This is a genomic window from Nocardia pseudovaccinii, assembly GCF_050942345.1.
GTDB classification, from domain to species: Bacteria; Actinomycetota; Actinomycetes; order Mycobacteriales; family Mycobacteriaceae; genus Nocardia; species Nocardia pseudovaccinii.
The window spans coordinates 21558-40788 of sequence record NZ_CP192075.1 but is presented as its reverse complement, the minus strand read 5'-3'; the positions used below and the strand labels follow the sequence as shown (position 1 = coordinate 40788).

The 19231-nt window shown below is 67.5% G+C and carries 17 protein-coding genes; 5 read left to right on the top strand and 12 right to left on the bottom strand.

From position 1 onward, the window contains the following. Positions 1-3 precede the first annotated feature (3 nt). The gene (locus ACQPZ2_RS44210; protein WP_433527747.1) at positions 4-804 is read left to right on the top strand and encodes a hypothetical protein; all 801 of its coding nucleotides are present in this window, start codon (positions 4-6) and stop codon (positions 802-804) included. Positions 805-1314: 510 nt separating this feature from the next. Then, entirely contained in the window at positions 1315-1620 is a 306-nt protein-coding gene (locus ACQPZ2_RS44205; protein ID WP_433527746.1) for a hypothetical protein, read from the top strand. 72 nt (positions 1621-1692) lie between these two features. On the opposite strand, the gene ACQPZ2_RS44200 is transcribed toward ACQPZ2_RS44205, so the two are convergent. The 3 genes from ACQPZ2_RS44200 to ACQPZ2_RS44190 are packed head-to-tail and all read right to left on the bottom strand — an operon-like array spanning position 1693 to position 4495. After that, complete coding sequence (locus ACQPZ2_RS44200; protein WP_433527745.1) at positions 1693-2076, bottom strand: hypothetical protein; 384 nt, start codon at positions 2074-2076, stop codon at positions 1693-1695. Beyond that, positions 2064-2924, bottom strand: coding sequence for a DUF5131 family protein (locus tag ACQPZ2_RS44195; protein WP_433527744.1), 861 nt, complete (start codon positions 2922-2924; stop codon positions 2064-2066). The genes ACQPZ2_RS44200 and ACQPZ2_RS44195 overlap by 13 nt, the downstream gene beginning before the upstream one ends. Beyond that, the gene (locus ACQPZ2_RS44190; protein ID WP_433527743.1) at positions 2921-4495 is read right to left on the bottom strand and encodes a DNA cytosine methyltransferase; all 1575 of its coding nucleotides are present in this window, start codon (positions 4493-4495) and stop codon (positions 2921-2923) included. The genes ACQPZ2_RS44195 and ACQPZ2_RS44190 overlap by 4 nt, the downstream gene beginning before the upstream one ends. 97 nt (positions 4496-4592) lie before the next feature. Between ACQPZ2_RS44190 and ACQPZ2_RS44185 the strand changes: the two genes are divergently transcribed. After that, the gene (locus tag ACQPZ2_RS44185; RefSeq protein WP_433527742.1) at positions 4593-4802 is read left to right on the top strand and encodes a hypothetical protein; all 210 of its coding nucleotides are present in this window, start codon (positions 4593-4595) and stop codon (positions 4800-4802) included. Between the two features lie 40 nt (positions 4803-4842). Here ACQPZ2_RS44185 and ACQPZ2_RS44180 read toward each other — a convergent pair whose 3' ends face one another. From ACQPZ2_RS44180 to ACQPZ2_RS44165, 4 genes are all read right to left on the bottom strand, one after another. Then, the gene (locus ACQPZ2_RS44180) at positions 4843-5028 is read right to left on the bottom strand and encodes a DUF6011 domain-containing protein (protein ID WP_433527741.1); all 186 of its coding nucleotides are present in this window, start codon (positions 5026-5028) and stop codon (positions 4843-4845) included. A 62-nt stretch (positions 5029-5090) separates the two neighbouring features. Further along, a complete protein-coding gene (locus tag ACQPZ2_RS44175; RefSeq protein ID WP_433527740.1) occupies positions 5091-5378 on the bottom strand; it encodes a hypothetical protein in 288 nt (95 codons plus the stop codon). A gap of 78 nt (positions 5379-5456) precedes the next feature. Next, the gene (locus ACQPZ2_RS44170) at positions 5457-5627 is read right to left on the bottom strand and encodes a hypothetical protein (protein ID WP_433527739.1); all 171 of its coding nucleotides are present in this window, start codon (positions 5625-5627) and stop codon (positions 5457-5459) included. Between the two features lie 612 nt (positions 5628-6239). Then, the gene (locus tag ACQPZ2_RS44165; RefSeq protein ID WP_433527738.1) at positions 6240-6443 is read right to left on the bottom strand and encodes a hypothetical protein; all 204 of its coding nucleotides are present in this window, start codon (positions 6441-6443) and stop codon (positions 6240-6242) included. Between the two features lie 231 nt (positions 6444-6674). On the opposite strand from ACQPZ2_RS44165, the gene mobF reads away from it, so the two are divergent. Further along, positions 6675-11387 carry a MobF family relaxase gene (gene mobF, locus ACQPZ2_RS44160; RefSeq protein ID WP_433527737.1) on the top strand — a complete coding sequence of 1571 codons (4713 nt, stop codon included), beginning with the start codon at positions 6675-6677 and terminating at the stop codon, positions 11385-11387. Positions 11388-12573: 1186 nt separating this feature from the next. On the opposite strand, the gene ACQPZ2_RS44155 is transcribed toward mobF, so the two are convergent. Together ACQPZ2_RS44155 and mobC are read right to left on the bottom strand one after the other, a co-directional pair. After that, entirely contained in the window at positions 12574-14577 is a 2004-nt protein-coding gene (locus ACQPZ2_RS44155; protein WP_433527736.1) for a relaxase/mobilization nuclease domain-containing protein, read from the bottom strand. Between the two features lie 7 nt (positions 14578-14584). Beyond that, a complete protein-coding gene (mobC, locus tag ACQPZ2_RS44150) occupies positions 14585-15073 on the bottom strand; it encodes a plasmid mobilization relaxosome protein MobC (protein ID WP_433527780.1) in 489 nt (162 codons plus the stop codon). A gap of 203 nt (positions 15074-15276) precedes the next feature. On the opposite strand from mobC, the gene ACQPZ2_RS44145 reads away from it, so the two are divergent. Next, positions 15277-15516, top strand: coding sequence for a hypothetical protein (locus tag ACQPZ2_RS44145; protein ID WP_433527779.1), 240 nt, complete (start codon positions 15277-15279; stop codon positions 15514-15516). A gap of 74 nt (positions 15517-15590) precedes the next feature. On the opposite strand, the gene ACQPZ2_RS44140 is transcribed toward ACQPZ2_RS44145, so the two are convergent. Genes ACQPZ2_RS44140 through ACQPZ2_RS44130 form a run of 3 tightly spaced genes read right to left on the bottom strand, consistent with a single transcriptional unit; the run spans position 15591 to position 19014 of the window. Then, positions 15591-17315: a hypothetical protein gene (locus tag ACQPZ2_RS44140; protein ID WP_433527778.1), complete on the bottom strand. Its 1725-nt coding sequence runs from the start codon at positions 17313-17315 to the stop codon at positions 15591-15593. Next, positions 17315-17761, bottom strand: coding sequence for a hypothetical protein (locus tag ACQPZ2_RS44135; RefSeq protein WP_433527777.1), 447 nt, complete (start codon positions 17759-17761; stop codon positions 17315-17317). The genes ACQPZ2_RS44140 and ACQPZ2_RS44135 overlap by 1 nt, the downstream gene beginning before the upstream one ends. Continuing rightward, entirely contained in the window at positions 17758-19014 is a 1257-nt protein-coding gene (locus tag ACQPZ2_RS44130; protein WP_433527776.1) for a hypothetical protein, read from the bottom strand. Before ACQPZ2_RS44130 ends, ACQPZ2_RS44135 begins: the two co-directional genes overlap by 4 nt. Positions 19015-19231: the final 217 nt, after the last annotated feature.

The following is a 19231-nucleotide window of genomic DNA, read 5'->3' as shown; positions in this document are numbered from 1 at the left end:
GCCATGTCTAAGAGACAGTCACGAGGCTCTAAGGGCAGTAGCCCGCAGCCGCGCCGATACCGGCCGCCGCTGGGTCTGGAATACCGCGAGTTCGTCGGAGAACTCGGACCTGCCAACGGAGACATCGTCACCGAGCTACACGTCCGCTACGGAGTCCGCGACGACAAGTACCTGGACTGGTCAATTGCGGTGAACCTGCGGAAAGGCACGCTGACCGACTATCTCGGGTCTGGTTCCTATCTTGAGCGACGGCGGCTGAGTCGCGTCGACGTCTCTGAATCAGCCATCCGCCGCTACAAGTTCGACCCCAAAAACCCCAGAACACCACCCAAGGTGGACGTCGAAGTCCAGCTGCAGGCCGGGGACGAGGATGTGGTGGATCATCAGTACAACGTCAATATGGCTGCCGCGAGCAGAACGTGGAGGGCACGTCACCCAGCTGCGGAAAACGACCCTCACGCGTATGCGGTGTTCGGTTTCGCTGGATTGGACCGAGATCCAACATTCCGTCAGAACCGATCGTGGCTGAGGAACACGCTAGTTGCCGTTGATTCAGACATCGCTGAGGAAGTGATGGTGGATCGGCTCGCGGTCTACTTCCCCCAGCATCGCAACCCGACGGCGGCCGTACTCATGCCTGAGCAGGACATCTTCAAGTACATGACAGCGTCGGAGCGGCCGTCACCTGAGCAGAGTGCAGACCCACGGGAAAGCATGGAGGTTGCAGCGCTTCAGATAACGATGGGGATGGCAGTCGAGATCGCGAACACCGACGAAGACTGGACAGATCGCCTCTTGGAGTAGCGCCCCGGAGGGGCTACTGCATAGCGGGCTTGGGCCGATCGTGTCGGCCCCTCACCCCATACTGATAGTCATGGGGTATGAAGCCATTCGGCCACATTCTCGCCGGAGACGGATAGGCGGGAGCAACGTGCGCGGGTCGGTCCGCTTCACCGACCGACCCGCACGCCGGCCGCGAAGCCGGTCCCCGTACTACCCCGGCTACCGCAGTGCCTCGCCAACGCCGATCCTGTGGGCACTCGGGGCGCTCTTCGGCGGCGTGGTCCTGCTGCTGGTCGTGCTGACCCTCACTCACATGGGATCGCCCGAAAGGCCGGGCGACACCGCCGTGGTGCCGTCGACCGTCGCGCCCGTGCACACGACTGCCCCGTCGCAGTCGTGCTTCCCGTTCCAGACGTCCTGCTGACCGCAAAACGGATTCCTTAGAGATGTCGGTGGTGGGGTCTACCGTGGTCCCGCAGGCGATGCGGCCGGGGCTAGCCCGGTCGCCGTAGGTAACCGGGAAGGTTATAGATGGCGATCGACGAGTATCGCGCCAAGCTCATCGGCTCGGAGCACGAAGAAGGCAACGTCAAGGTCAACACGATCACCGGCGCTGAGCTCGATCAGTCCTTCGTCGGCAAGTTTTTGGGCCGCCAGCAGAGTAGCTACAACCGAATGGGCAAGATCCTTGAACTTATTCCGGTGCTCACAGATCCAAATGGGCTCTGGCTTGCCACTGTGCGGTGGGGCGTGACGCCCGACAAGGCTGCGGAGACGGAGCGGGTCAAGATTCCATTCAGTATGGCCGTGGACATCGTGGAAATCGCCGAGGGCTAATCCGCCTATGAACGACCGAGGGGCCTGGGCAGTTGTAGCAGCCCAGGCCCCTCGGTCGTTCTCGTGTGGTGGCTACCGTCCCCCGTGGTCGCGGGTCTGGTCGAATACTGGGTCGTCGAGGTATCGCCATCGAATCCGGGTGATCGTGCTGCTCGGTGTGCAGCCCTTGTGGCTGCCGCAGAAGAAGGCAACGAACTCTGCCGGGCTCATCTGCGGGAATCCCTCGGCGCGAACCTCTTCCGGAGTGATCGTGTCGAGCTGCTCGCGGCGCACCGAGGCGACCTCGACGTCGACGATCCGCACGAGCGGCTCTCCGCGTTTGCGTCCCATGACCTTGCGGCACAGGGTCAGTCGGGTTCCGGGCGCCAGCTGCAGCCAGCCCATGCGCCGGGTGACGGTCTTGCTGCGGTCGCGGACTGCGTCCTCGGTCAGGGAGACCGACATCAGCCTCGGCATGAGGTACTCCTGTTCTGCGGGAACTGATTCCAGATCTGGCCGTCGAGTTCACGGCCGGCGGCCTTCGGGGTGCGCCCACCCCACTGCTTGAAGAAGAACGCGGCACCGGCGTCGGTGCACTGGTCGCGCAGGTCGCGTACCCAATCGGGGTGTATCGGTCGTGCGTTGGGGCCAGATTCGCCGCCGACGATGACCCAGTCGATGGCTGGTGCGGGTCGCCAGTCGGCGCATTCACCGCCGCAGGCGCATTCGAACCGGTCACCGTCGTCGGGCCACCGACACGCGCACCCGTCGGCGCAGGCCTGGGGGAACAGGAACCGGTCGAGGTCGATCGGGCCGAGCAGCGGTTCACACGACAGGAACCGCACCGCCACACCAGCAGTCGCGATCAGGTCGCTGATGCGGTGGGTGGTCGCGCCGTTCTCGACGCTCGTGCCCAGCCACAGATTCGGCGGGAACTCCAGGCCACGCTCGGCCAGGCGCCGCGCCCGCGAGGGCCGCTTGGTCAGCACCTGGTAGGTGTGCTGCGGAGTGTCGCGCATGACGTCGAAAACGTCCCGCACGAAGTCCTCGTCGACGCGGGCGTGGAACAGATCCGACATGGAGTTGACGAACACCAGCCGCGGGGCACGCCAGCGCAACGGGATCGACAGTGCGTCCGGGTGCATCGTCACCGCGAACCCGGGTCCGGATGTGCGTGGATCACCGTCGCGCTGGTACTTGTCCGAGCCCATCGCCTTTAGCCGCTTGGCCATCGCGAGGGCGTAGCAGTTGTCGCAGCCCGCGCTGATGCGGTCGCATCCGGTGACGGGATTCCAGGTGGTCTCGGTCCATTCGATGCCGGTCATGCGGCTGTCCTTTCGATCTCTTCGCCCGTGATGGCCTCGACGAGCGCACAGCCGATGACTTCGGCCGCTGCTGGGGTGACGGCGTTGCCGTAGCCGCGGGCCTGAGTCCGCTTGTCGCCCAACGCCTGGAAGGTCGCCGGGAACGCCATCCCGGCCCGGATCTCGGAAGGTTCGAGCATCCGGAACGTGCACTGTTCGAGCAGCTGCTTCGGGTCGATACCGAGCAGCTCGAACCGGTCGCGGGTGGTGAGGGTGCCCATCGGCTCGTCGACCGGGTGCCCGCGTCCGGTGCGGTAGTAGGGCACCAGCAGATGCCGGGCGTACTCGGCGCCGGGCGGCTGGACCAGGCCATGGTGAAACCCACTGGCGGCGAAGGTCGCGAGTGGTTCGGTGATGGCTCGTGCGGATTTCTTGGATCCGCCGCCGCGCAGTTCGGCGATGAACGGCGGGATCGCTACGCCGAGTTCGCGTCGGCAGGTCTGGGTCGGCAACGGCTGGGCTGTGGTGGTGGCTGTGAGCGCGGCGCGGCCGCTGGTCTGCACCATCAGCGGCGGCACCACCAGGGCGTCGGTTTCACGGGTGGTGCGCGTCGGCATCGGCTCGCCCAGGCTGGTCGCCTCGGTGCGCCAGGTCCCGCCGGCGGGGGCGAGCATCGGTGTTCCCGCGAACTTTTCCAGCCCGATCCGGATCCGCTCCAAGGTGTTCTCGGCCAACGGTTCGTCGCGGTCGACGATCTTCGCCCCGGGTGGCAGATTCCAGTCGATCGCGGCCGACGCCGGTGTGGTGATCGGTTCGACGATCGCGAATTTGCAGGCTCGCGACGGGCACCGGTACACGTACTGTCCGTGCCGGACGCCGTAGCGGCCCATCTCGACGCCGGGGCGCTTCCACGCCTGTAGCGCGTCGACAACGCGGTCACAGCTCGCGCACCACGCCTTCGGGCGCAGCCACTTGTCCCAGTCGGGTTGGCGGCCCAGCGATTTCAGCCAGTAGGCCACATACAGCCGGTCCCGCGACTGCGGGACGGGCAGGCAGGTGCGGGGCAGCACGTGCCCGGAGTTCAAGGCGATCAGCCGTGTCTCGTAGCCGAGTTCGCGGATCTCACCGATCCAGCGATTCCAGTCATCCCAGCGTCGGCACTGCACGACGTTCTCCATCACCCCGGCCAACACAGGGCGGCCTCGGGCGGCCATCGACCGCAGGTACCGGGGGATCTGCTCGACCAAGGCCCGCGACCGCGATGCCTCCGGATCCTCGATGACGCCGAGTTCCTCGTCGAACATCCGGTATTGGTTCGACTGGTCGAAGTAGCGCTTCTCGCCCTTGGCGTCGGTCCAGGCCGGGCACGCCGGGCTCGCCCAGAACAGCTCGGTCGGCGGCAACTCCTCCAGCACGATCTTCTCGACGTCACCGGGCGGAAGGTGTTCGGCGCCGGGGAAGTTCAGCTCGTGTACCGCCACCGCGACCGGGTTGTGGTTGGCCGCGATCCGCAACTCGATCCCGGGCACCTGCTCCCAACCCAGCGAATCCCCGCCCCATCCCGCGAAATAGACCGTCGACTGCAACGACATACCGAACCCCTCATGATGTGAACTTTGTTGGCCTACAAAGTTCACATTGAGGCGTCGGCGGATATATGTCAACTATGTTGGCCAACAAAGTTGTGTCATGCTGTCGGACGTGACCGAACAGACCGACCATGCGGCCGCGATCCGCGCCGCCCGCCAGGCCTACGACCAGGCACGCGCCACACTGTTCACCGCGATCCGCGCCGCCCTCGGTGACGGAGTAGGACCCAACGCGATCGCCCGCGAGAGCCAGTTCAGCCGCGAGTACATCGCCCGGATCCGCGACGGCAAGGGCCCGAAAGGGGTCTAGTCCTTGGTTTCGCTATGGCCGACGACTTACGGCCGTGCGTTCAGGCCGCCTCTATATCGAAGAGCGTCAGCTCCCGCGCGGCTTGGGCACGCAACTCTGCGCGCTCGCGGGCCTCACAGGTAGGGCCGATGCGGCGCGCGACCGATTCCGGTGACATCAACCAACCGTGGCATCGACGGCAATGCGCAACCAGCCGCACCAGCGGCTGCTCGTCGATCTCGGCCATATCGCTCCTCCCGGGCCGCGGGCAGATATGCCCGTCAGCCTCGCATGCGGCACCGACAGGTGCTACGCCGCCAGGGCGCGGTAATCACAGCTGCGGCAATACCATCCGGGCTCCCCGGCCACCCGCGCTGCGTGCAGCATCTCCCCGCATTCGGGGCACAGCGGTGGCCGGTCCAGGTCCCACTGGTCGATCGCATCCACGAGTGAAGCCCCGAATCCGTCGACCGCGAGCAGCTCGACGGAGCGGTCGAAGATCCGGATCTCGGTGTGGGTGTCGGCGCTGAGCGCCCATAGGCGCGCGTTCTCGACGATCTCGTCGAGGTCATCGGCCCCGAGCCGGACGGTCAGCACGCCCACACCCGGTGTTCGGGTGTCGGATCCAGGAGGAACCGCCTCATCATCTGCCCGAATTCGCCCATGTCGGCCGGTTCAGTTCGGGTCGGCGGGGACGAGGATGGCGACTTCGGTGCTGAACGGGTAGCAGCCCGGCGCGTTCTTCTCGACCGACTCCACGACGGCGTAGTCGCCGTCGACCTCGAGAACCTCGAATACGGACACGCCACTTGCCGCGAGCAGGACCCTGTCTCCGACGTTCACCATGGCCGCAGCCTATCCTTTAAGACCGACTAGTTTGTGAAATCATCGAAAGTGTGTTCGAAGATTGGCAGCCGGTGTACGAGGTCGAAGGCCGGGTCGTCCTCGATCCGCAGCGGCTGTACCGGACCCGCAAGGGATGGGTTGAACCCGCCCCGGTCGGCTGCCCACATGGGCACCGCTTCGGGCCGGGCCGAGCGACTGTGGGCTCTGTGCCCTGCTTGGAGGCAGGCGGCCATCACCGGGTGCACACCTGCAATATCTGCCGGTACAGGATCTTCACGCCGCCGTGCACACCGAAGTGCGACCACTAAGGCGTTCAACTACGAGGTCACAGCAGCATAAGGAGGAAGAAAACTACAACCGCAGGCGGCACCAGCCACAGCCACCGCAAATCCAGCGGCTGCGGGATCTCGAGCCGTCCCTGTTTTTCCAACTCGCGTAGGTGCCGCATGGTGCTCATCTCGCCGGGCGTGATGGGCCGAGGTTCCGGAGGGCGGCGGGGGCACGTCGAGGTGTAGTGCCATGAGTCCAGGCACCACGGGTTCGTGCACATGTACCGAAGCATCGACTCCCCCGATCGTGTGATCTGCTCGGCTCAGGGTACGGCCCCGGCGGTCAGCTGGCGTGGCGCATCGGCGCGATGTCTTCGTCGTCATCCTCGGCGGCCGAGCACCGGCAGGTCCCCGTGCAGTCGGTGCAGGTCGAGCATCCGTCGCAGAACGCGCTCAGGTGGTGGCCGCACTCGGGATTCCATTCGATGTCGAAGGTGGGGCGGTGCGCGATCAGCGGGCCGCCCTGGTCGTATCGGCGTGGCTCCATATCCGGATCATGAACCCGGCCACCGACATAACAGACAAACGTGCCTTCTACCGCCCCAATCCACACCCACTGTCTGCGCCATTCTTCTCACACCACCACCCCCACACCCCTCATCTGTAAACTAAAACCATCTCCCACCTGCGCAAATCATAAAATTTCTTCCACACCTCATACTCCTAGGTCACGAAAAGATAAAGAAGACCGCTCAGTTTGCGAGCTACCGTGGAAAGGGTGATCTCGCTGAGCAAACTCGGAGCCGGGGACGGCTACGAGTACTACTTGCGCAGCATCGCCACCAACGACATCGATGATCGCGGCGGCCAGGATTTGTCCGGCTACTACAGCGAGCGCGGGGAATCCCCTGGCCGCTGGGTGGGTTCGGGACTGGCCAATGTCGGGATCACCGCCGGTGAGCAGGTCTCCGAAGCCCAGATGCGAGCCCTGTACGGGCGCGGGATGCATCCGAACGCCGATGCGATGATCGCCGCCGAGATCGCGGAGAAGATGAGCGAGGGCATCTCACGGCGCACCGCCCGCGCCCACGCCGTGCGCCTGGCCCGCCTCGGTCAACCCTTCGGCCGGCATGTGGCCGACGAGTACTCCTTCCGCTACGAAGTCGCCCACGCCTACGCCGACCACAACACCGAACTGGGCCGGGTCAGCTACGCACCGATTCCGGCCGAGGACCGCGCCCGGATCACCACCGAGGTCGCCGACCGCATGTACGCCGAGGAACGCGGCCACGCACCCCTGACCGATGCAGACCGCTCGGGGTGGATCGCTCGCGCCTCACGCACATCCCCGAAAGCCGTTGCCGGGTACGACTTCACAGCCAGCCCCGTCAAAAGCGTGTCAGTGCTGTGGGCGTTGGCGCCCGAGGATGTCGCGGCCAAGATCGAGGCCGCCCACCACGCCGCGGTCGCCGAATCGCTGGAGTACCTCGAAACCCGCGCCACCTTCACCCGCTGCGGGCGCCACAGCATCCGCCAGGAGGAAGTCGTCGGCGGTGTCATCGCGACGGTGTTCGATCACCGTGAAAGTCGCGCCGGTGACCCGGATCTGCACTCCCACATGGTGATTTCGCGTGCGGTCCTGCGCCACGACGGCCAGTGGGGCGCGATCGACAGCAACATGCTCTACCGCCACAACGTCGCGGTGAGCGAGCTGTACAACACCCGCCTCGAGCACCACCTGGAGGCCGCGCTCGGGCTGGTGTTCGTCGATTCCGAGGCCCCGCGCCGCCGCGGCGAGCGACCGGTGCGTGAGATCGCCGGCGTCCCGGAGGCGCTGATCCGGGAGTGGTCGAAACGATCCCGGGAGATCGAGGACGAAGAGGCACGCCTGGCCTCGGAGTTCCAGGACCGCAACGGGCGCGAACCGACCCCGAAAGAGTTGCTCGACCTCGGCCAAAAGGCCAACCTCAAGACCCGCTCCAGCAAGCCCGAAGCGCGCACCCGCGCCGAGCAACGCATCGCGTGGCGCCGCGACGCCGCGCAGATCCTCGGCGGCGAACAGGTGATCGATGCGTTCGTCGCCGACGCGTTGAACCAGCAAGCGCCCCAGCGGGAGCTCGCCGACCCCGCGTGGATCACCCGGACCGCCGCGCGGGTCGTCGAGGTGGTTTCCGGGACACGCGCCACCTGGCACGACCACCACATCCGCGCCGAGGTCCACCGCCAACTGCGCGGACCCGCCTCCCGCCTCCAGTGGAGCGAGCTGGCCGAGCAGGTCACCGCGGCCGCGCTCACACCGCCGCTGTCGATCCCGCGTGGCGTCCCCGAGCCGGTGCCTGATGTCGAGCCGTTGACACGCAGCGACGGCACCAGCGTCTACACCACCGCCGGATCGCTGTTGTACACCTCCCCGCAGATCGTCGCGGCCGAAGAACGCCTGGTCGCGGCGAGCCTGCGCACCAATGGCCACACGATCTCGTCGCGAGCGGTCGAGCTGGCCATCGTCGAGTACGCCGCGAACAACCACGGCAAGGGGCTCAACGCCGGGCAACGCGCCCTCGCCCACGAGTTCGCGACCTCCGGATCCCGCCTGCAGGTGCTCCTCGCCCCGGCCGGGACCGGGAAAACCACCGGAATGCAGGCCCTGACCCGCGCGTGGCAAGCCGAGGGCGGCAACGTGCTCGGGGTGTCCCCGTTGGGGTCGGCGGCAGCACATCTGGGCCGCGAGATCGGTGTCCCGGGCGTGACGGTCGATGTGCTCATCACCCTCGCCGACGCCCTCGACGCCGGAACTCTCGGTGAGGCACTGGCTCCGAAGTGGATCTCATCGATCGATCACCGCACGCTGGTCATCATCGACGAAATCGGGAAAACCCCGACCCTGAAACTGGATCGGGCCGTGAGCTGGCTGCTCGAACGCGGGGCGAGTATCCGCACGGCCGGGGACACCCGCCAGCTCAGCGCGGTCGCCGCGGGCGGGGTGGTGCGCGATATCGTCGCCGCCGCCGGTGCCCTCACCCTCGACCGGGTCCTGCGCTTCGCCGATCCCGCCGAACGCGCGGCCTCGCTCGCACTGCGCGAGGGCGACCCCGCCGCCATCGCCTTCTACACCGACAACAACCGCGTTCAGGTCGGCACGATCGGCGCGGTCGCCGAGGCCGCGTTCCAGGCGTGGCAGGCCGACTACGTCGCAGGCCTCGATACCGCTCTGCTCGCCCCGACCCGTGAACTCGTGACCCGCCTCAACCGCCGTGCCCGCGCCGACCGCTTGGACCGCATCGGCGGCCCGGACGGTCCGGAAGCCGTACTCGCTGATGGGCTTTCAGCGAGTGTGGGTGACATCATCACCACCCGCGAGAATAACTACCGGTTGCGGATCTCGGCGACCGATCACGTGCGTAACGGCTACCGCTGGAAGGTGCGGACGGTGCACCGCGACGGCGCGATCACCGCCACCCACCTCGCCTCCGGACGCCGGGTCACCCTGCCCGCGTCCTATGTGGCCGAGCACGTCGAACTTGGCTACGCCGCCACGATCGACTCCGTCCAAGGCCTCACGGTCGATACCTGTCACGGTGTGCTGACCGGCCGCGAATCCGCCGCGCAGCTGTATGTGATGCTCTCGCGCGCTCGCCTGGCGAACTACGCCTACATCGCCACCGCGGGCAGCGGCGACGAATCCGCCGCCTACACCTATGACGCGCTGCACCCGCAGACCGCTGTCGATGCGCTGACCGCGATCCTCGCTCGCGACGGCACCCAAACCTCGGCCACGACCGCCGCCCGCGACGCCGCCGACCCACACCACCGCCTCGCCGGCGCGGTCGACGCCTATCTCGATGCGCTCGGTGTCGCCGCCGACACCTATCTCGGCGCCGAGCACCAGGCCACTGTCACCGCCGCCGCCGAACAGCTGGTCCCCGGAATCAGCGACGAGCCCGCCTGGCCCGTCCTGCGCCGCCACCTCGCCCGGATCGCCCTGGACGGCCGCGACCCGGTCGCGGTGCTGACCACCGCGGTCAACGCCCGCGAACTCGACACCGCCGACGACAAAGCCGCCGTATTGGATTGGCGTATCGACCCCACCGGCGCCCACTCCGCCCGCCTGGCCGGGCCGATGCGGTGGCTGCCCGAAGTCCCGCCCGCCCTCACCGAGTTCGGCAGGTTAGGTGAGCACCTCACCGCGCGATCCCGCCAGATCAGCGACCTCGCGGCCGCTGTCGCCGACACCGCTCGCGGCTGGACAGCGAAGACCGCGCCGCTGTGGGCGCAACACCTCGCCGACAGCGACAACAACACCGACACCGACTTGACCGCCGAACTGGCGGTGTGGCGGGCCGCGCACAAGGTCGATGACCGCGATCGACGCCTCACCGGTCCGGCCCAATTCCCAGTCGCCGAACGCCGCGAACAGCACCGGCTCAACGCACTGGCCGCCGAACGGCTCGGCGGCCTGGACGCCGACGCCCGCCGGTGGAAGCCTCTAGCCGAGCGTCTGGAACCGCGCCTGGTCACCGACCCGTATTGGCCCGACCTCGCTGCGCAATGGACACAGGCCGCCGACGCTGGCCTCGACGTCCCCACCACAGCACGCGACGCGCTCGCCCAGCGCCCCCTGCCCGACGAACAGCCCGCCGCCGCACTGCGCTGGCGGATGTCGCCGCAACTCGACGAGGCCCAGGACACCGCCGAGAAGTTCGCCCAGGCCGTCGCCGACCTCGAATCCAATGCGTGGCACCGGATGTCAGAGGACGCCCTCACCGCCTATATCGACAAGTGGCAGCGCCGCGCCGCAGCAGACCAGCACGCCCGCGACCGTGAGCCGATCGACCACCTCGGCCAAGTGCACGCCGCAGACGAGAAGCTCACCGCGGATGAGGTCGCGATCCGTGCCGCCCAGGCCGCCGCTTCGACAGCGAAGGAGCAACGCACCCAAGCCCGGGAAGCGTTCGACGCGGCCGAGACCGTGCGACAGCAGCTCGCCGCACTCGACTGGTGGCAGAGCCGCCGACGCAAGAAGCTGACCGCCGACCTCGCCGAACTCGAACGAACCGAGGCCGACACGCTTGAGGAAACCCGCACCGCCATCGCAGCCGCCAAGACCGCCCGCGATGCGGTTGGCATCCAGGAATACCAATGGTCAGCCAAACTCGCCGAAGCCGACGACACCACGGCCCGCAACGCACGCTTGACCGCTGCCCAGGCACGCGAGGACCTCGACGCCGAAGTCCGACAGCGCATCGACAGCAGGATCACCGACGCGAACCGCCACATCGATATCGCTACCGGCGAGCGCAACCGCCGCCGCCACCTGGATCCCGCCGAGCGTGACCTTGAACAACGCGCACGCGAGCACCTCGACGCTCGCAACTCACCGGCAGAACACGAGCAGGCATCCGTGAAGCCGACCCAGTCGTCCTGGCGCGAGACCCATCCGCACTATCAGCCACCGACCTACGGGCAAGACGTCGGCGGCGGGATCGGCATATAGCCGCGCTACACGGCTAGCTGAGCTGGTCACCTCTGCATGGACCCGAGCACGGCTTCGCCGCACTCGACCGAACTACCCCGCACGTCCCAGGCTCGCCACGCGGTACGGCCCAATTCGGCCGGAATGCCCCCATTTGGGTAACACCGTTACGAAATAGGCTGCGGCGAACGGAGGTGCTTGCCTCTGAACTGCAGATGCCTACCTGGTCACATGACGAATTTGACGCAATCTGACTGTCCCACTACAGTTCTGGCTCATCGGGCATAGGTATGCTCGTCGGAGGCTCCAACCAATGGTTGGAGCTTTTTTCGTCTTCAAGGCCCTCGACGTTCCGTCGGGGGCCTTTTGTCTTTTCGGAGGAAGGTTGCTGTGTCGATCCATGCTGAGTCCTCAGCATCAAGTGGCGCGTGGACGGTGTTTTGGGTGCAATTGCCTGTGCTGGTGGTCGCTGTGGCAGTCATCGTCGTGGCCACCACGGCTCTGTGGAGAGCTCGGCCGGAGGATGTGCCAAAGGTTTTCGAAGTGTTCGCCAACGCCTTCGGGCGTAGCAACAGAGACTCAGGCGAAGATCGCCTGCAAGCGGCTTCGAGGAGTGAGGGAGACGAATGATGCGCCGCTCATTTCGGCGTGATGCCGTTACAGACCGAGTCGCGAACAACCTGCTCAAACTTGCACTGGATGAGGCTGCGAGTCAGGTCATATGGCAGCTTCCCTCCGCGCTGCTCAGTCGTGCCTACCACCACGACAGTTCTGTACGCGATGTCATCGAGGATCTGGGCCTGCCCCCGAGCACGGCGTATGAGTTCCTCGCAGGGGCGAAGTACCTTGGCCCTGAGACTCGGAAGTTCTTCCTGGAGCATCTCTTCGACGAGAGTCCGGCGGGTAGGCATGCCTGCGAAGAATGTGGGTTCAAGTTGTCCGCTCGAGATCAGGGCAAGGCTGGCCGGCCACAGAAGTACTGCGACAGCTCATGCCGACAACGGGCTTACCGGAAGCGTCTCAAAGGCACTCCAGAACACCGGAGCCCAACCTCGTCGGCTACTAAACCAAGCCAGACCCGCAGCGCGAACCGGAGATCTCCACTATCGGTCGACCCCGCTGCCGCGGCCGCGACGGGGTTTCGGGCCGGGTGAGCGCGTCGACGGTGCCGGTGGGACACCCTTGCCCGATGCGAGCGTGGCCCCCTTCATCGCTCGTGTCCGCGCCCGTGACCGCGGTTCGGCCCATGGGAGGGTGGTGACGGGGGTAGTCCTCGGTCCCGCTCAGTCGACTTCTCCGGTGAGTGTCCGGGAGGAGAGCTGAGCGGACCGTCCGCGGCCGTGGTCCCGTAGGTGTCCTCATCGGCGAAGGCGTCGTTGATGCCCTGCTCCATCGGTTTCGGTTTGGTCGGTTTCTGCGACCGCATGAACTTCGCGGCATCGAAATCGCTGACTCGGTTTCCAGGTGGAGTGAGCGGCCCAGCGGTCCGGCGGGCGGACTTGCTGGGCGACGGATTCGCGGGCTTGAGGACGTGGCCTTTCTCGTCGTACTGCTCGCCGCGACGGGTTGCTGTGGCCGCGACGCGGCGGGCATTCCACGCCTGCCGCGCGGAGTTGATGCGTTGCTCGTATTGCTCGCGGTCCAGACCGTCGACGACGACGCTCGACCGCACCGCCGCCGCCCAGGCGGGCGAGCCTTCTTCGCGCCGGTGTGGTCGGGTCGGGTCGATCCCGTCGGCGCGCATGTGGATCTCGGTCAACGCTTTCCGCGCCTCCGACGCCATCGCGGCGGCAGCTGCCGCGCGGTCGGTCGCGGCGAGTGCTTCCCGCACGGTCAGCAGCAGCTCGGTCAGCGCGTACATCAGTGCCATGTCCGCCGCCGCGGGGCTGGTGCCTGCCCACAACATTCGCGCGACCGCCTGCAGCCCGATGTCGTTGCGATGCGGGCGTGCGCTGCGTTGCTGTGCGGGCATCTGCCCGGCCCGCGCCAGCTGCCGTGAGAGTCGATCCAGCGGTCCAGGTGAGCGTTCTGTTCGCGCCGATGCCGCCGCGAACACTCCTGCGGTCTGGGAGGCGGCCTTGGCCCACGCGTTGCGATCGGAGACCGGGATCCGGCGCGTCGCCGCGCTCCACTGCCGCAGTTCGTCGATCGCCTCACGCGCTGCCATCGGGTCGACTACTCGTGGACGGCCGGCCGACCCGGTAGTGATGCGCCGCCACTCTTTCAAGGCCTCCTCGCGGGCCCGCGGGGAGGTGTCCCAGGGCGCCCACTTGCGCACGGTAGGCAGCGTCATATCCCTGCCGAGACGCAGCCCGCTGTAGGTGATGGTCTTCTCCCACGCCCCGGTTTTCAGATTCTTCTGTGGGCGTGCCTCGACCTTGTAGCCGGTCACCTCGTCCATCCCGCCCGGCGCCCAGTACGGGATTACCGTGATGCCCTCGGCGTGCATCAGCCGCAACCATTCCGCCTCGGACTCCGCCGCCATGGCCGCGCCACGCACCCGCCGCCGCAGCGCCTCCCGATCGGTTTCGGGCGCACCGACCCGCGCCGCCCGCGCCCGCTCAGCCGGTTTGGTGGCTCGCTCGGTGTCACCGTGCTCGCGGGTGTACAGCACCTGCAGCCCGTAGCGCTCTTCCAAGATCCGCGACGCCGCCTGCGCGCGCGGGCGATCCCGGAACATGTCCGCCAGTGATCCATCCGGCCGCACCACCGGCATCGCGATGTGGACGTGGTCGTTGCCCTTCTTCGACAACCCGTGATGCACCACCGCCCATCGCGCGTCCGGTGCACCGTCCTCCCGGCCGATGTAACCCATCTCGCGCATGAAGTCGGTCGCGATCGCCGCCCACTTCTCCATCGGCAACTGCCCCTCTTCCGCACGCAAAGCGAGCGAACAGTGCCAGGTGTTCTCATCGCGGGTGGCGGCCTCGAACGCCGCCTTGCGGCTCATCCCCTGCGCCATCAACGCCCGCGCCTGCTTGTACGACGTCGTCAGCACCGGCTCACCGCGCAGCAGACTCTGTCGCGGCGAATCCAGCAGCTTGCCCAGCTCCCACGCGCGCTTCTGGTCGATCGCGCCCCCGTACACCGACATCGTCAGGAAGTCACCCGCGAGCACTCGCGGGTTCGTGTGCTCGTTCTCCCGGCCCGGGCCCGCCAGATACCACAGCAGCTTCTTGATATCGGAGCCCTTGACCGCGTTCGGCATCATGACGGGATCACCCGTCGACCATCGACGCCCACGAATCGGTGTCGTCGTCGAGGTCCGGCGGCGGGGCAACGACAGCGTCTTCCGCGAGCGGCACCGCGGGCGCCTTGCCCATCACCCATCGCGCTGTCGCATCCAGCGACAGACACGCGCGCGTCACCGCCTGCAGCGCCGCACCGATGTGCTCGGGCAGCTCACGCTCCTGGTGGGCGTAGCGCACCAACTGGTTGAGGTTATTGCCGATCCGGCGCACCTGGTCGTCGAGTTCGAGCACCGCCAGCACCGCGCCCGACCGCCCCACATCGGCTCGCGAATCCGCCAACACGGTCTCCACCAACAGCCGCGGCACCGTCATCTCGGCCGCCTCCGCGAGGACCTTCAGCGCCGCCTGCTCGTCGTCGGACAGCTTCACCACGCAGCGGTGTGGTCGCCCTCCGGCCACGTTGGCCTGACGCTCCCGCCGGGCCTGCGCCCGCCGATCCGGCGACTCCGACGCCATCGCAACCCACTCCCTCATGCCCAGCGCAGCGACCACCCGACCCCGGGTGGGGTGCACGTTAGTGCACCTAAATACTAGCTCGCTCTGATCTCAATCGCCTACCAGCATACCTGCGCCAAGATCGTGGCGGGCGGCCTCCGGCCGCGGCCACACCCACGAGTTTTCGGCGCGTCGAGTCCGCCGGTCGACGTACGGTTCCGGCTATGTCAGAGCACAGTGCGCGCGCCGACGAGCTGGCGGCCGAAGCAGGAAAAGCAATGCAGGCGGCGCTGGATGTGACCGCGGACCTGTCCGACGCGGCGGGTGGCTGGGCGAACTACGTCGGGACCGGCCGGGAAGCGGCCGACCGCGTCATGTGGGAGCGCGTACGCGCGCTGCAGGCCCAAGCCCAGATCCACGCGACACTTGCCCTGAATGACACCGTGCATGTGCGCGGGCTGTAGCGTCCCAGGACAGACGAAGGCCCCGGCGGATACGAGCCGCCGGGGCCTTCGTCGCGAGAAGGGACAGGTCGTGGTCAGTTGATCGCGCGGGGGCCGGCCACCTCATCGGCGGCCTCGATCGCGCGCCCAACCGTCGAGTGCGCTAGGTGCACGATCTCCTTGCCGATGTAGGTCGCGGTGTGGCCCTGTGAGTGCGCCTCGTAGATCGCAGTCAACACCTCGATCGGTTGTTTGGACCGTCCCCGCTCGCGGACCGCGCGCGCGAGCTTGGCCGCCTCCGCGCGCGACATCACGCGCGCGAACGGGCCGCTGCCATTACCGCCGCGCGCGATCGGTGAGCGATCAGTCGCGCGCGCGAGCGCCCCGTCCACAGCAGGCTCGCGCGCGATCGGTGAGCGGCCCGCGCGCGGCGCGCGATCGGTGGTTTCGCGCGCCGCGCGCGCGGTCTGATCGCCGCGAACCAACGTCACCACCGTGCGCCGATCGCGCGCGACGTCGTCCTCTGGATCGGTCTCGGCAGGTGTGGTCTCATCCTCGTGCGCGGCGATCGGCGCGCGATCGGCTCCCAGCTCAGCAGGGCTGTGCTCGGCGATCGGCGCGCGATCGACAACCGGCTGCGCGCGCACGATCAACTCCGACTCCACCGCGCGCTCCGTGTCCATTGTCGCGTCGTCGCGCGCGATCGGTGACACGTCGTCGAGAGCGATCGGAGCGAGAGTTTCCGCGCGCGGATCGTCGGTCTCACCGCGCGCGATCGGCGCGCGATCGGTGGTCTCGCGATCGGCGCGCGCGGTCTCATCGGCGATATTTTCCGCGCGCGCGGCGATCGGCGCGCGCGCGATCGGTTGCGCGTCATCGGCCATCTCCGCGCGCCGCGCGCGATCGGTGAACTCGCGCTCGAACTCGTCCATGTCGCTCGCGTGGCGCGCGGTGTCGTCCACATCCACGCCCGCCGATCGCTTGGTGGTGTGGGTGCGGGTGAGCGCGGTCAGACGGTCGGTGATGTCGTCGTCACCGGCGGGCACGAGCAGGGAGGCCTTGGCGATGGCGGCGCCGAGGCGTTTGGAGACGGCGTCATGCCCGAGCAGTGCGACACCGATCATCACTGGCGCCACCGAATGCACGCTGACGTCGAACCATTCCTCGTCACGCAGATACGGGTAGGTGTTTAGCAGTAGCGACCCGGCCAGCAGGAACCCCTCGGTCCATCTGATTGCCGTCTCACCGTCGGTGACGCCCCAGCGGGCGACCGCGGATCCGGTGAGCATGAAAACCACCAGCACGGTGGAGATCAGCGCCTCCAACAGGTAGCTGGCCCAGTACAGCGGCTCACCCGGCCCGCCCGGGGCGAGGTTGTGCTGCACGTTGGCCGCGGAGAACACCATCGCGGCGACCACGACGCCAGCCAGGGCACGACCGGACCACTTCTTGATCCGGTACAAGGAAGCCAGTTGGGCGTGTGGGCTGGACTCACGTCGCTGCTCAGCCAGCGCGCGGCGTGCGAGCACGAGATCGGTGGCATCCGCGCGCACGATCTCCGCCGTCGCGCGTCGCACCTGGGCGCTGGTGACCTCGACCGCCTGCAGCTGCGCGAGTTTCTCGCTGCGCTGATGGTCGCGCTCGCGTTCGGCCGCTTCGCGTTCGGCGGCGAGCTCGCGCACCGACAGGGCCTCGGTCAGTGCCGGGTCGTACTGGTGGGCGAGGCGGTCGTGGGCGGTCTGTACCCGCTCGGTCAGCTCGCCGACGATCAGCTGATCCTCGGCGGGCGGTTTCAGGCGGGACTTGGGGCGACGGAACATCAGTGGGCACCTTTCTGCTGGGGCAATCCGATGGCGGCGTATTCGAGCAGCTCGCGCCACTCCCGGCCAGGACGTTGAGTGGTTGTGACAGGTAGGTGGTCGAAGCGGGGTATCCGCCGCAGGACGAGGGCGGCGAGACGACGCATGACCGCGTCGTCGCTGTGCGCGGCGCGGATATTCGTGGCTACCGTCTCGAGGTTCTCCGCTGCGGTGACCATTGCCAGCGACGCGGCCAGCAGCTGACTCAAGGCGGCCACCCGCTCCGGGGTGAGTTCGACCGCGGGCCAGATCGCGGTGACGGTGCCGCAGACGCTGAGTCTGGCATGTGGACCGGGGTGGTCGCTGCGCAAACCACACCCCTCGTGGGTGCACGCCTCGACCGGGCGATCGGTAGCGAAACCCAGTCCGGCCGGGACCGGCTCGAACAACCGCAGCTCATCGGTCATTTCGTTCTCCCCTCCCCCGTCTGGCGGGTGGTGCGCTCGGCGGCCTCGAGCGCCCTGGTCAGCGCCTGCGCGCGGGTGTCGGCATCGGTCCGTAGACGCGCGATTTCCTCGGCGTGGTCGCTGCGCAGCTGCTCGCGGTCGGCGCGGGCCTCGGCGCGAGCACCCGCCAGTTCCTCCCGCAACGCGGTGATCTCCGCGCGGGCGGATTCAGCGCGGGTCTTCGCGTCGGCTGATACTTCGGCGAGCTGGTTGCGCAGTTGCGCGACATCATCGCGGGCTTGTTCGCGTGCCGCAGCCAACTCGCCGCGCAACCGTTCGGCATCGGTGCGCGCATCCGTGGCGGCCTGCTCGGATGCGGCACGCTCGGCCTCGGCGCGGTACTGGGCCGCGATCGCCGCTTCCCGTTCGTCGGAGGCCTGGGTGATCTGCACCGCGGCATCGTGTTCGACCTGGTCGATTCGTGCCTGCGCGTCCCGCTGCGCAGCCGAGATCCGTTCGGCAGCAGCCGATTCCGCGGTCTGGATCTGCTCACGTGCGGTCCGATGCGCTGCGGCTACCTGTTCAGCGGCCTCGGTGCGCACCCGCTCCAACTCGGTTGTCGCCCGGTCGGCAGCGGCCTGGGCTTCCTCGATAAGAGTGTTTGCCTCGGCGACGCGGTCGTCACGGTCCGCGACTGCGTCCTCGGCGGCGCCCTCGGCGAGCGCCTTGTCCTCCAGGGCGCGGGCCAGCTCACGGCGAGCGGCCTGCTCGGACTGTTCGTACTGGTCGGCGCGTTCCTGCGCGGCAGCTACCTGCGCTTCGGCGTCACGTCGTACTGCAGCGACCTCCCGAGCGGCAGCATCCGGATCTCCGGCAGCCCCAACGATCTGCAACGCCTCCGCGACCAGGGCCTCTGTCTGATCGCGGTGCGCGGTGGTCACCGTCTCCCACCGAGCTAGCAGATCCTCCATCGACGCCCGCGCCGAGGTCACCGGTCGTGAACGCTCGCGGCGCGGCGCGGCACCGGCGGCCTCCACCTGCAAGTCTTTGCGCCGGTTGAACGCGTTCAGCCGGTTGTGCGTGCGGTACTTGCCGTCGGCCTCCAGCACCTTGCGATGGCAGAACTCCCCGGGCCGACCACGCCCACCGGAGTCCAGTTCGTACCCGCAGACGGTGAAATCCCCGGTCTCCGGGTCGTAATCGGTGGGGAACTGGCAAACACGCTGGTCGGCGGCCTCCGCCCCGGCAGTGGGGGTCTCGGATTGTTCACTCATACCCCGATTCTACCCTATTTCGTTTCGATTTATACGTTAAAAATTATCGTATATACGTTTTAACGTAAACGAAATTGATTGACTGGCTTCAGGGCGCTCGCGGCGTGTGACAGTCGCGTCGATATCCGCGGCGCGGACCCGCGCCGCGGATCGCGGACATTTGGGTCGGCGGGGTCGAGACCGGGGGAAATGACGAGCCAGAGGCTTCTCCCCGGCT